The 13,268-nt window shown below is 41.7% G+C and carries 14 protein-coding genes; 9 read left to right on the top strand and 5 right to left on the bottom strand.

What is annotated here, in order from left to right; translation table 11 throughout:
- Positions 1-190 precede the first annotated feature (190 nt).
- The gene (locus tag NQU59_RS05405) at positions 191-2,014 is read left to right on the top strand and encodes an acyl-CoA dehydrogenase C-terminal domain-containing protein (RefSeq protein WP_005238515.1); all 1,824 of its coding nucleotides are present in this window, start codon (positions 191-193) and stop codon (positions 2,012-2,014) included.
- A 56-nt stretch (positions 2,015-2,070) separates the two neighbouring features.
- Here NQU59_RS05405 and NQU59_RS05400 read toward each other — a convergent pair whose 3' ends face one another.
- On the bottom strand, positions 2,071-2,742 hold the full coding sequence (locus NQU59_RS05400) for a hypothetical protein (protein ID WP_257065281.1): 672 nt from the start codon (positions 2,740-2,742) through the stop codon (positions 2,071-2,073).
- 344 nt (positions 2,743-3,086) lie between these two features.
- Here NQU59_RS05400 and NQU59_RS05395 point away from each other — a divergent pair, with 344 nt between their 5' ends.
- Complete coding sequence (locus tag NQU59_RS05395; RefSeq protein WP_257065280.1) at positions 3,087-3,356, top strand: PspC domain-containing protein; 270 nt, start codon at positions 3,087-3,089, stop codon at positions 3,354-3,356.
- Between the two features lie 73 nt (positions 3,357-3,429).
- Here NQU59_RS05395 and NQU59_RS05390 read toward each other — a convergent pair whose 3' ends face one another.
- The 4 genes from NQU59_RS05390 to NQU59_RS05375 all read right to left on the bottom strand — a co-directional run bounded on the left by NQU59_RS05390 (position 3,430) and on the right by NQU59_RS05375 (position 7,255).
- The gene (locus NQU59_RS05390; protein WP_257065279.1) at positions 3,430-4,530 is read right to left on the bottom strand and encodes an HPP family protein; all 1,101 of its coding nucleotides are present in this window, start codon (positions 4,528-4,530) and stop codon (positions 3,430-3,432) included.
- Between the two features lie 121 nt (positions 4,531-4,651).
- Positions 4,652-5,068, bottom strand: a complete 417-nt coding sequence (locus NQU59_RS05385; RefSeq protein ID WP_043971440.1) for a lysozyme inhibitor LprI family protein — start codon at positions 5,066-5,068, stop codon at positions 4,652-4,654.
- 130 nt (positions 5,069-5,198) lie between these two features.
- Positions 5,199-5,990: a TIGR03915 family putative DNA repair protein gene (locus NQU59_RS05380; protein WP_257065278.1), complete on the bottom strand. Its 792-nt coding sequence runs from the start codon at positions 5,988-5,990 to the stop codon at positions 5,199-5,201.
- Positions 5,991-5,992: 2 nt separating this feature from the next.
- Complete coding sequence (locus tag NQU59_RS05375; RefSeq protein WP_005238500.1) at positions 5,993-7,255, bottom strand: putative DNA modification/repair radical SAM protein; 1,263 nt, start codon at positions 7,253-7,255, stop codon at positions 5,993-5,995.
- 191 nt (positions 7,256-7,446) lie between these two features.
- On the opposite strand from NQU59_RS05375, the gene NQU59_RS05370 reads away from it, so the two are divergent.
- The 7 genes from NQU59_RS05370 (at position 7,447) to NQU59_RS05340 (ending at position 13,207) form a co-directional block, all read left to right on the top strand.
- Positions 7,447-7,857, top strand: a complete 411-nt coding sequence (locus NQU59_RS05370; protein ID WP_257065277.1) for a phosphoesterase — start codon at positions 7,447-7,449, stop codon at positions 7,855-7,857.
- 112 nt (positions 7,858-7,969) lie between these two features.
- Positions 7,970-8,947, top strand: a complete 978-nt coding sequence (gene glyQ, locus NQU59_RS05365; RefSeq protein WP_004657598.1) for a glycine--tRNA ligase subunit alpha — start codon at positions 7,970-7,972, stop codon at positions 8,945-8,947.
- A gap of 13 nt (positions 8,948-8,960) precedes the next feature.
- Positions 8,961-9,437 (top strand): DUF6678 family protein, encoded by a 477-nt coding sequence (locus NQU59_RS05360; RefSeq protein ID WP_005238496.1) that lies wholly within the window; start codon positions 8,961-8,963, stop codon positions 9,435-9,437.
- Positions 9,434-11,500 carry a glycine--tRNA ligase subunit beta gene (gene glyS, locus NQU59_RS05355; protein WP_257065276.1) on the top strand — a complete coding sequence of 689 codons (2,067 nt, stop codon included), beginning with the start codon at positions 9,434-9,436 and terminating at the stop codon, positions 11,498-11,500. Before NQU59_RS05360 ends, glyS begins: the two co-directional genes overlap by 4 nt.
- Positions 11,501-11,573: 73 nt before the next feature.
- Positions 11,574-12,047, top strand: a complete 474-nt coding sequence (locus NQU59_RS05350) for a hypothetical protein (RefSeq protein ID WP_257065275.1) — start codon at positions 11,574-11,576, stop codon at positions 12,045-12,047.
- A 105-nt stretch (positions 12,048-12,152) separates the two neighbouring features.
- A complete protein-coding gene (locus NQU59_RS05345) occupies positions 12,153-12,575 on the top strand; it encodes a hypothetical protein (protein ID WP_043971449.1) in 423 nt (140 codons plus the stop codon).
- A 221-nt stretch (positions 12,576-12,796) separates the two neighbouring features.
- The gene (locus NQU59_RS05340) at positions 12,797-13,207 is read left to right on the top strand and encodes a hypothetical protein (protein ID WP_257065274.1); all 411 of its coding nucleotides are present in this window, start codon (positions 12,797-12,799) and stop codon (positions 13,205-13,207) included.
- The last annotated feature ends 61 nt before the right edge of the window (positions 13,208-13,268 follow it).

The following is a 13,268-nucleotide window of genomic DNA, read 5'->3' as shown; positions in this document are numbered from 1 at the left end:
GTAATTTTCACATTTCATTTCAGTTTTCACCGCAACAGAAATGTGGTTTTTCTAAGAACTTGTCTTCAAGGAAATTCGCTTTTCTGACATTCTTTTCCCTAGTGATTATCAATGTATTTTTATCAGCATTGTGAATAATCAAAGTATCGAAACAGATAATCCAAAATGATTCAAATACAGGATTAAGATTATGCCAGCTTATAAAGCCCCGCTCCGTGATATTCGTTTCTTAATGAACGAAATGTTAGATTATCCAGCACATTACCAAACTTTGACAAGTGGTCAAAATGCGGATGCTGAAACAGTGGATATGATTCTTGAAGGTGCGGCAGATTATTGCGAAAACGTACTTTCTCCACTCAATCAATCAGGTGATGAAGAAGGCTGTACCTTTAACAATGGCGAAGTGACAACACCAAAAGGTTTTAAAGAAGCGTATGACCAATTCGTCATGGGTGGGTGGCAAGGTCTTTCTTATCCAGAAGAGTTTGGTGGTCAAGGCTTGCCGATGTCTTTAAACCTGATCAAATCTGAAATGATGGGAACGGCTAACTGGTCATTCACCATGTATCCAGGTTTGAGCACAGGCTGTATGAATACCATCATGCAGTTCGGTACAGACGAGCAAAAAAATACCTATATGCCTAAACTGGTTGAAGGGACTTGGTCAGGCACCATGTGCTTAACTGAACCGCAATGTGGTACAGACTTAGGCCAAGTAAAAACCAAAGCAGAACCTGCTGCTGATGGTACATACAAAATCTCTGGGACTAAAATCTTCATCTCTGCCGGTGAGCATGATTTAACTGAGAACATCATCCACATCGTATTAGCTCGTCTTCCAGATGCGCCAGCAGGTACACGTGGTATTTCTCTATTCATCGTACCTAAATTCATCCCGACTGCGGATGGCGGTGTAGGTGAACGCAATACCGTTTCTTGTGGATCAATCGAACACAAGATGGGGATCAAAGCATCTGCAACAGCCGTGCTGAACTTTGACAATGCTACAGGTTATCTGATCGGTGAAATCAACAAAGGTTTACACGCGATGTTTACCTTTATGAACACTGCACGTATCGGTACCGCAGTTCAAGGGATTGCGCACGCTGAACTTTCATTCCAAGGCGCTTTACCGTATGCGAAAGACCGTATGTCTATGCGTGCCCTTTCTGGCAAGAAAGAACCTGAGCGTGTAGGTGATGCAATCATTCACCATGCTGACGTTCGTCGTATGTTATTGACGCAAAAAGCGATTGCTGAAGGTGGTCGTTCAATGATCTATCATGCAGCAAAACTTGCAGACAAAATGACAGATGCTCTGGTGAGTGGTGATCAAGCAGCGTATGAAGCTTATGATGACAAACTCGGTTTCTACACCCCAATCTTAAAAGGTTTCTTGACTGAGCTTGGCTTAGAAGCAGCCAACCACGGTATGCAAGTATACGGCGGTCATGGCTATATCCGTGAATGGGGCATGGAACAAATCGCACGTGATGCACGTATCTCTACTTTGTATGAAGGGACGACGGGGATTCAGGCACTGGACTTGATTGGCCGTAAAGTGCTACTCAGCTCGAAAGGTAAAGTGGTTCGTGACTACACTGCTGAAATCTTGAAGTTCTGTGCAACGCACGCACGTAATAAGTACCTTCGCCGTTTTGCTTGGGACTTAACTAAGCTTTGCGCACAATGGAATACTTTAACCGTTCGTATCATGCTTGCTGCACGTAAAGACCGTGACATCGTTTCTTCAGCTTCGGTTGATTTCTTGATGTTCTCTGGCTATGTGATGATGGCTTACTTCTGGGCACAACAAGCAGTGGTTGCTTCTGAGAAATTAGAAGCAGGTAACGGCAGCGAAACCCCTGAATTCTATAAAGCAAAAATCAAAGTCGCCGATTTCTACTTTGACCGTTTATTGCCACGTGCACAAGGTCATGCAGAAGCAATGGTGACGACATCTCGTACTTTGACATCGCTTGCACCTGAACACTTCAGCTTCGATTACTAATTGCAGCTGCAATAAAAAAAGAGCGCTTAATGCGCTCTTTTTTTATTGGGGAAATATTATTCCGCTTTCTTAAAAACATAAGCCTGCTGTGGAAATGGGTAGTCTTTAAAGAACTTACGGTTACGCCCGTTGTCGCCATTCCAGATTTTATCCAGATCTAAAACCAGATCCTGATTCGGATTAATCTGATAATACAAATTAACATCCGCAGCATCACAACGAATCATAATTTCATTCAATTCTTTATGCACATGCCACTGTACCTGCTTACAGGTCTGCTCGATCTTGGCAGTGTTGCGTGACGGATCTGAACCTAGACGGCTAAAACTGGTATTGGTCCAGAATACAGAGCCATCATCCATTAAATTCAGAATATATTCTGCTTCTTTCTCATTATTCACACAACCCGCAAAAGCATCACTACATGGAATACGTGCATGATAACGCCCCGCATAAATGAGGTCTGCTTCAGAAGGTTGACTCAAGTTATGTTTACGATCGGCAGAATACGGTAATGTCGCTTGTCCTGCCACTTGAGTGAGTGACACGCCCTGCGCATCAGATTCACTTTGTTCCTGTTCATCTGCAAGCACTTCACTTGCATTACGACTTGGTTGCGTCCGGGCTTGTTGCTTTACTGGATCTGGATGACGACTATCACACGCAATCAAGCCAAAACTCAATAAAACTCCTACACTAACAAGCTGTAAGAATAACCTGAACTGCATATCCTAAATCTCTAACATCAACATCATTATCGCGTACATTTCACAAACATCTTCCAGACTGTGGAAAAATATAAGGATCATTCAAATATTCGTCTATTCCCCAAAAGGGGAATAACAAATTCGATAAGACTGAAATAGCAAATTGAAAAAGCAGTATGCTTTAATTCGGTGCATTTTAGGTGATGCTGTTGATTTTTCCATCACAGATTTACACAACTTAACCAATCTCCCATCTGTTTAAACTTTAAAAAAAACTGTTCGCCCTTATCTCTTAATTAACAGCAACTCATATTGAAACAATTTATTTTTTGCTGCTGTTTCATAAATTTAAGGAGAAAAACTCGATGGCCAATTCTGGTTTATATCGCTCAAACCAACAAAGCATGATCGCTGGTGTAATGGGCGGTATTGCGGAACGATTTGGTTGGAACGCAAATTTATTACGCCTGATCTTTGTTGTGATCTCACTCATGAGCGCAGCTTTTCCAGGTATTTTAGTCTATTTGATTTTATGGTTGGTGATTCCAAAACAGCAGCAAACGCGTGTGGATTATGTACAAGGCTATCAACAACCAGTGAAAACCATTTATGAAGACCAAAGCATAAAACGTTAATTCTCTGTTCCCTTTTTGGTCGCTACGGTTGAAATTACCCCTAATCCAGCCGTAGCTTTTTTTTATCTAAAATTCAGGCTTGACGACTAAGCTGCTGTTGTAAGGCTGCAATCATATCCGCTCGACTCACAATTCCAATCAGGCGTTGTTCGTCTACGACAGGAATGTAGTTAAACGACTTTTCTACAAAATAAGGGACTAGAGCCTGAATCGGCTGCATAGGGCTTACCGTCACGACTTTATGGTTCATGATTTGTCGAACGTAATGCTGCCATGAATTTCGTGGATCTGTTGCACCTTTAAACCATTCCACCACTTGGTATAAAGCCAAAGTCCCAACCAAGTGATCTTCGGCATCGACCACAGGCAAACTCATTAAATTCACTGCCTTAAACTTGTCTAGCGCCTGATGAATATCATCCTGCTCATGCAGTTTAATCACATCACGACTCATGATGTCCTGACAGACGAATGAGTTAATCAAGCGCTCGTTGGCATGTGATTGTGCTTCTAAAATAATTTTTTCCAAATCGTACTGACTAATATCCAACAGTTCTGTATGACGCTCTAAGGCGTATTCAATATCTTTGGGTTGAATCGAGACTTTCTGGGTCGGTGTCGGATCTTTAGAACGTTCATTGACATGTGCCGTAATCGGATAATGGCGTCCAATCAAACGATTAAAAAACACCGCACACAGCAATAATAAAATTGAGTTCAGCAACACCGGGTACAAAATAAAGTGAAAACCCAATCGATGGACAGCTTCTCCGCCAAGCACTGCGGTAATTGCGACAGCCCCACTCGGTGGATGCAGAGAATCAGTTGTCATCATCACAAAAATCGCCAAGCCCACAGCCACACTAAAGGCACTGGTGAGATCGGGTAAATATTGCGTACAGGCAACACCGATGAATCCAGCAAGGGTATTTCCGACGATCACATTCCAAGGCTGCGCCAAAGGACTGTTGGGTAGTGCAAATAACAACACAGAAGAAGCGCCCATCGGCGCGATATACCATGCATTCATGCCCCCTAGTACATACCAGCTAATCAACGATGAAATCGCCAATCCACATAAAGCACCAACACCTGAGAGCACCCTCTCTTTTAAGGGCATAACCTTATAATTAGGTTTGAGAAAATTTAGCCAGTCTGATTGGATCAAGCTCACAATGCACCTTGCTGGAATCGTGTTGTTTTATTCGATGCAGCAGTATACGCCTACTCAAGCTTAAGGTGTATTTAAATTACAGTTTTAAGTCATGACTAAAACGATTAAATAAGAAAGCTGATCAATTTAAATATTCTTTTAGCTGTTCCAATCGCTCAGCATATTTTTGCATCGGACAAAATTCATACATCGGCGAACCGATATAAGCACCCGCATTTCGGCATTCCTGATCCACAAAATTTTTCCAGAGTTGCTGCGATTTCATAATGTCGTTATAACGTTCAGGCTGCTTGTATTCCTGACTCTGTTTCTTAATTTGATCCAATAACTGTACGATCTGTTTGGCATATAAGGTTTTAGTTCTGGTACTGCAGATTTCCACCACTGCATTGTTGATGTTACCCAACTTTAATTCTTGAATGGTGTCATCAACACATTGGCTATAGGGATCTGTTACTTTATCCTGCGCTTTAGCCAATACATTACCACTCAAACAGGTCATGATCAGTAATGCGACTTTAAACATTAATTTTGTCATTGATTGGCTCTTTTATTTTTTGTCATCTATTCAAATCATAATCAAAAATTATGCCGATGCTGATTTTTATTCTTCCACATACGGCTGGTCATGGTTGTGATGCAATCTATTTTGCAAGGATCCAACTAAGCTAAACATATTTTTCATTCAGATAACGCCAATAGCGTTTCGGCAGATATTGCACATGCAATTTAATATTCTGCCGTTCTTTAATATTGATACTCTGAAAATAATCCTTCCAAAGCTGATCATATAAGATCTCTTGCTCATCCAACTCTAACTGAAAACTTTGGCTACCGCCCTTTTGCAGATTGCGATCAATCTTATCAGCATCCATAACGACCTCATGAATTTGCTTGAGATCGTAATAAAGACCATAGTTACGTTGTTCATCATAAATCAGCCAGCGCTGATCCTGATAGCGCCGTTTAAAATGTGGCTGAATCAAAGGCAACACATTAAAATCGGGACGGACTAAACTCAAAAATAACCCATCTGTGCTTTTCTTAAAACGGATAAAAGCCTCCATCCTATGCTTTTCGCGCCCAACTTTTTTGGTCCACTGTGAAATCGCCAACACACTGGGATGTAAATAGTCTTTTTCAACCGAATAGGACTGCTGAAACACATAGATGCAATAATTAAAAAGATGCTGATAGGCCTCTAGTGACTCAGACAAGGAGGCAAAATAAATCTGCTTTAGCGCAGCTGGGGAAAGCTTTTGTTGTAAGGCAGACCACACCCGTTGGGCATGTTGCTCATGATTGGACACATCAATAACCTCGGAAAATAAGCCATGTTGTGTCTCACCCAGTAAACAAAGTTGCACATCAAACTCTTTGAACTGAAATGCGCGAAATACACAACTCAGCAACCCCAGCATTGAGCCATCAAAACAATAATTGAGTTTCTGAGTCAACATTACTAAAACCCCAAACTCAGCTGTGGAGACAGTGGCTTGATATATTTAGATGAACCTTGGGTCAAAATTTGCTGACGGATAAAACCAGAAGAAAGTTCCTTCTGGAAACGTGGACTGTCTTCACAACGAATAAAATATTGCGCACGGGAATAAGCTACACCTAATTGCTTTAACAAGTCGATATGGATTTTGCCAAAACGACGGGCATGCACAATTTTCTTAGCGGATTTCACCCCGATGCCGGGCACGCGCAAAATCATAAAGTAATCAGCACGATTTAAATCTACCGGAAACTGCTCAGGATGACGTAAGGCCCAACTCAGTTTCGGGTCAACATCCAAGTCCAGATGCGGGAAGCGCTCATTCACGATTTCATTGACCTGAAAACCATAAAAACGCATCAACCAATCACTCTGATACAGTCGATTTTCTCGTAGCAAAGGCGGTGCAGAACCCACCGCAGGTAGATAATTATTCTCGGTATTAATCGGGATATAGCCTGAGAAATAGACCCGTTTTAACTTAAATTCTTTGTAGTGCCGATCTGCCATAAACAGTACATCCTGATCGGTTTCCTGATGTGCACCTACCACCATCTGCGTAGTTTGCCCTGCTGGGACATATTTCGGCACATGCTTGATAATTTGACGCTCATCTTTAAGCTGAATCAAGCGATCCCGAACCAGCCCCAAATCTTTTTGTACTTCTTGATGTGATTTTTCAGGCGCAAAGGCTTTTAAACCAACCTCGGTAGGCATTTCTAAATTAATACTCATCCGATCTGCATATAGACCTGCTTCATGAATCAATTCAGGGGAAGCACCTGGAATGGTTTTAAGATGAATATAGCCATTAAAGTTTTCTTCTAGGCGTAGTTTCTTCACCACTTGCAGCATCCGTTCCATGGTATGGTCGGCGGATTTGAAAATGCCTGAACTGAGAAATAATCCTTCAATATAATTTCGTCGATAGAAATTAATGGTCAAGTCAACCACTTCCTGCACCGTAAATGCGGCCCGTTTCACATCATTGGAACGGCGTGACACACAATAGGCACAGTCAAAAATACAGACATTGCTGAACAGGATTTTTAGCAGAGAAACACAGCGTCCATCTTCAGTATAGCTGTGACAAATCCCTGCCCGACTGGCGTCACCCAGACCTTTATCTTTATTTTTACGGTCACTGCCGCTGGATGAACAGGACACATCATATTTGGCAGCGTCCGCTAAAATTTGCAGCTTTTCACGAATGCGATCAGACATTTCAAACGACCTGAAGAAAACAGAGGATATCGTTTAAAAATTAACATTTCAAAGTTGTGAAATTAAGAGCATGTGAGATGCAATACGTCATGAGCTGACGTGAGGATTTTCCTCTTCAGTACAGATTGTTGATTTGAAGGGAATATAATCTATCTATAATAAAATGAAGAAAACTTTATTTCTTCCATCTCATGTACAATTTTTTATCTTTATTGCCGAGCTTATTTTTAACCTTCCTACTAGCCGCCTGTAGCTCTAGAAATGAGCCCGAATTCATCGAAGTAAGGACTTTTCAATCCACTCAAAGCCCATATTTTATAAAAGCATTTACTTTAATTAAATATGACAGAACATGTTTTTTACAGACATCAGCAATTCTTGAAGATGGAAATGAAATCAATAAAAACTGGGGGTTCATGGAGGGTAAGGCATTTTTAGTCGATGATAATACACCGAGAAATCCATCCATAACCCCCTCTCAAAGTTCAACTGCCGATCAACAGATAGAAGAATACATTCAACAAATGAAAATTAACCAAGAAATTACCTATATGAAAGGTTTGCTCTCTGCCAAAAGTAGAAATGAATGCGGAATAAAATAACTTTTTTTATTTCTGATCAGAACTTGCTGGCGAAGTGCTAGAAGCCTTTGCCACTCCTCTACAAAATCCTTATACTTAAGCACAATTTTTGTTTGATTCCAGTGGATGCACCATGAGTCGTGCTATATCGCATATTGATACCTTTCAGGGCTTAATTCTTGCCCTACAAAACTATTGGGCGGAGCAAGGCTGCGTCGTATTACAACCATATGATATGGAAATGGGCGCAGGTACTTTCCACACTGCAACCTTCTTACGTGCATTGGGGCCAGAAACCTGGAACGCGGCTTATGTTCAACCATCACGTCGTCCGAAAGACGGTCGTTATGGCGAGAACCCGAACCGTTTACAACACTACTATCAGTTCCAAGTGGTACTTAAGCCAAACCCAGACAATATCCAGCAGCTTTATCTTGATTCATTAAAAGCCATCGGAATTGATACCCTCACTCACGATATTCGTTTCGTTGAAGACAACTGGGAATCTCCAACCCTTGGCGCATGGGGCTTAGGTTGGGAAGTTTGGTTAAATGGTATGGAAGTGACACAGTTCACTTACTTCCAGCAAGTTGGTGGTATTGAATGTTACCCAGTTACGGGTGAAATCACTTACGGCCTAGAACGTCTGGCGATGTACCTGCAAGGTGTAGACTCAGTTTACGATCTGGTTTGGACCAAAGGTCAATTCGGTACCGTAACTTATGGTGATGTATTCCATCAAAACGAAGTTGAGCAATCAACCTATAACTTCGAATACGCGCCAGTCGATAAAATGTTTGAATTGTTTGACTTCTATGAAGCTGAAGCGTCTCGTTTAATCGAAGCTGAATTGCCACTTCCTGCTTACGAGCAAGTGATCAAAGCATCGCATTGCTTTAACTTGTTGGATGCCCGTGGTGCGATTTCGGTAACTGAACGTCAACGTTATATTTTACGTGTCCGTACTTTGGCGCGTTCAATTGCTCAAAGTTATGTGGCGGCCCGCGCGAAACTTGGTTTCCCAATGGCAGAACCACATTTGCGCGATGAAGTATTGGCTCAACTTAAAGCACAAGTTGAAGCAGAAGCTTCATTAAAAGCAAAAGACTAAAGTTGTTTTTCTGATGCAAAATCCTCACTCTATTGTCCATTATGGTATTGACGATCAGCAGCAAAGTATTGCCAATGCCGTTAAAAATGGTCAATGGGTGAGTGCTGCCAACAATACCAAGTGGTCTGAGCTGATCACATTTATGCAAAATGACGACTGGAGTCCTAGTTATCGTTATTGCTGGATCAGTAATAAATTTATCAGCAATTGGGATGTTGAGTGGTTTGGTCATTTACCCTATCCATTCGCAGGGGTGTTATGGCTAGACTTAAGTACATTAGAGCATCAGATTGAAAAGCCTTGGGGACATAAAAAAATCATTGACCACTCGGCTCGATTTAAAAATTTATTGGTAAAGATTGGTTTAGAGTTTGAACAACGTGAAGATGTCATTCGGATTTGGGGATACCTACCCAAAGATGAAACGGATTTTCCACCCCAAACCAACTTTGTACAGCCACACCATATTTTTTCGGATACATGGAAATGACACATACCGTACTATTTGAATTGGGTTGTGAAGAACTTCCACCCAAAAGCTTAAAGACTTTGCGTGACGCACTTAAAGCAGAAACTGAAAAAGGCTTAAAAGAGGCAGGCTTAAACTTTGCCTCTATCGAAGCCTATGCTGCACCACGTCGTTTAGCATTGAAAATTGTTGATATCGATGCAGCTCAGGCAGATACACAAAAACGTTTTGATGGCCCTGCGGTACAAGCGGCTTATGATGCTGAAGGCAAACCGACCAAAGCACTTGAAGGCTTTATGCGCGGTCAAGGCATCACGGCTGACCAACTTTCGACGTTCCAAGCTGGTAAAGTTGAAAAAGTGTGCTTCTTGAAAGATGTCAAAGGTCAAAGCCTTGATGTTTTACTGCCACAAATTTTACAGACTGCATTGGATAACTTACCTATCGCAAAACGTATGCGTTCAGCAGCAAGCCGCACTGAATTCGTTCGTCCAGTAAAATGGGTGGTATTGCTCAAAGATGATCAAGTGGTTGAAGCAACCATTCAAGATCACAAAGCAGGTAATGTGACTTATGGTCATCGTTTCCATGCACCTGAAGCCGTGACTTTGGCACATGCAAATGACTACTTGGTGACTTTAGAACAAGCATATGTAGTTGCAAACTTTGAAAAGCGTCAAGCGACGATTCAAGCACAAGTCAAAACATTGGCAGATGAAGTCAATGCGACTGCTATTGTGCCAGCAGACTTGCTTGATGAAGTCACCAGTCTGGTTGAATGGCCTGTAGCTTTACGTGCAACTTTCGAAGAACGTTATTTAGCGGTTCCACAAGAAGCCTTGATTACCACCATGCAGGATAACCAAAAGTATTTCTGCTTAATCAACGCCGAAGGTAAATTACAGCCTTACTTCATTACCATTTCAAATATTGAGTCTAAAGATCCGACTCAAATCATTGAAGGCAATGAGAAAGTTGTACGCCCTCGTTTGTCTGATGCGGAATTCTTCTTCTTGCAAGATCAAAAGCAACCGCTTGCCTCTCGTAAAGAAAAATTAGCCAACATGGTATTCCAAGCTCAATTGGGTACGCTATGGGATAAATCACAACGTATTGCGAAACTGGCTGTGGCATTATCTCCAATTACGGGTGCCAATGTGGCTGATGCTGAGAAAGCAGCATTACTGGCTAAATGTGACTTAACCTCTGAACTCGTGGGTGAATTCCCAGAACTTCAAGGGATTGCAGGCACGTACTATGCACGCCTTGAAGGTGAAAACGTTGAGGTTGCCGAAGCTTTAGGTGAGCAGTATTTACCGAAATTTGCTGGTGATGTATTGCCGCAAACCAAGACAGGTACCACCATTGCCCTTGCAGATCGTTTAGATACATTGGTCGGTATTTTCGGTATCGGTCAAGCACCAACAGGTTCGAAAGATCCATTTGCATTACGTCGTTCTGCAATCGGTATCTTGCGTTTAATCATCGAAAATGAACTTGATGTGACCATCGAAGAGTTAGTGAACTTTGCCTTGCAAGGTTATGGCGATGTGGTTAAAGATCATGATAAAACCCGTGCGGATGCCGTGGCATTCCTTGAAGGTCGTTACCGTGCCAAGTATGAAGATCAAGGCGTTGCGGTTGATGTGATTCAAGCGGTTCAAGCGCTTGCACCAAAATCTCCTCTTGATTTTGACAAGCGTGTCACTGCAGTCAACCATTTCCGTACTTTGCCAGAAGCGGCGGCATTGGCTGCGGCAAATAAGCGTGTTGCCAATATTCTTGCTAAAGAGGCAACTCCTGAAGGTGCTGTGGTTGAAGCCAATCTGGTTGAAGCTGCTGAAAAAGCACTTTATGCAGAGTTGTCTACCCTCACACCTGTGGTTCAGCCATTGCTTGCTGCACGTAACTACACTGAAGCGTTGTCTAAGCTGGCTGCGCTTCGTGCACCAATCGATGCTTTCTTTGAAGGTGTAATGGTGAGGGCAGATGATGCTGAATTGAAAGCCAACCGCTTACGTTTATTGGCTCAGTTGCGTGATTTATTCACGGCAATTGCAGATGTAAGTGTATTGCAGGGTTAAGCCTGTATTTATTTGAATGCTTAAAGAAACCTGCTAGTAATAGCAGGTTTTTTATGAACTTTGATTAATAAAAATGATTCAATCTAAAAATTACTATCGTATCGATCTCATTCTTACCGTTATACATGCCGCTTTACTCTTAATCAGTTGGGCAGCCTACCAACGCTATCCATTCATTCGAACCAAACCCGATATGAGTGGCTTGTTTTTTATGATCATTTCGATTTTGGGTGGAATGATTGCACTGATTATTTTGGCAGTTGTCTTACCCCGTTTAGATCAATCTGTCAGTCAATTAGCGCTCAAGAAATTTTTATTTTCCTCGCTCTACTGGATCAGCAGCAGCATCATTTTTATTTTATTTGGCAATACAGTATTGCTCTTTAATCAGCCACTCCCTTGTATCCTGACTTTCTCATCTATCTTTTTAGGCTCAATCTACTTATCCGTTATACGATTTGCAAATATACGTAAACAAGATTACTTCATTTTTTTAGGCATTTTTGGCGTTTTATTTCTCTTCTTTTTCTGCATAAGTTTTAGTTAAAGGTTACGTACCGTATCAATTTCATATCATCCCCACTCTTTTCTTCGCTCCAACGATAAGATATAAAATCTCGATTGCGACCCTATCGCGGAAAGGACAGAAAAGATGATGAATAAAGTACAACTATTATGTTTAACCACTGCATTGGCGGCATCGTCTTCTCTATGGGCAGCAGACACAACCAACACCACAAGCACTGCTTCTAATGCTGTGCCTGAAAAAGCCATGCCCTATGGCGACAACCCAAGTCTAGGGCGCATCCTGCTCTATAAAACAGGTAAAGGCATGCAGAATTTGGGCGATTCAATCCAAGGTGCATCGGATAACACATCGCAAAAGATGAGTGAAAAATGGAAAAGCACCAAAGAATACTCAGCTGAACAAGCTGAAATCGTGCAAGAGCAAACCAAGAAAGCGACACAATACACGGCTAAGAAATGGCAAGACACCAAAGATGCTGTCGTGGGGACCAATGAGGGTAATGTCCCGATTGAACGTGCTGAACTTAGTCAGTCCTCAAAAAACTAAATGCCAAGGCCTCGATAACGTAGAGGCTTTTTTATTTCTTCAAATTTAATCCAACATCAACAAACTTGAGCCCTGCCGAATACCACTACATAAAAACGGCACAATATGGATTTTAAAAATAAGCCTTAAATTTACAGTGCTTACTCAAAACATTCATTGAATTTCACCGACTTTGCCGACACACTCAAACGCATAAATTCATAGGATCGGAATTTTTGCATATGACCCAACACCCTCTCAAAACCAGTCTACTTTGCTGCGTCAGTGCAATCAGTTTTACTGCTTGTTCGACACTTTCCACCCAGAGCAACATCACCCAGCCCTTACAACAAGTGAAAAATATTGGTGCGACACCCTCAACGCAAGGTAATATTGCAAAATTAATCAAACATGATCATCACTGCCTGATTGAGTTTACTGGCTATTTCGAGGGTGGTCAGGCAGTTGAACGTTGGGTCTTTAATCAACATGGGTTAATTTCAGCAAACTCTACAACGCAATACTATAAAGATAAAATTCTTGGTCAACCGGCAATCGCAACCGCCTTTGATGTACAAGATGCGACTGCTCAAGCCAATTTTCAAAAACTACAAAGTAATTTTAGCTCCAGTAACCTAGCACAGTGCCATTAACTAAAAAAACGCGTTGCATCTATCTCTAGCTGCAACGCGTTATGGCTTTTAAACTATTTTA

It is taken from the genome of Acinetobacter colistiniresistens (assembly GCF_024582815.1).
Classification (GTDB): Bacteria; Pseudomonadota; Gammaproteobacteria; order Pseudomonadales; family Moraxellaceae; genus Acinetobacter.
Note: the sequence above shows the minus strand (reverse complement) of the source record. Positions and strands in the feature narration are given on the sequence as shown.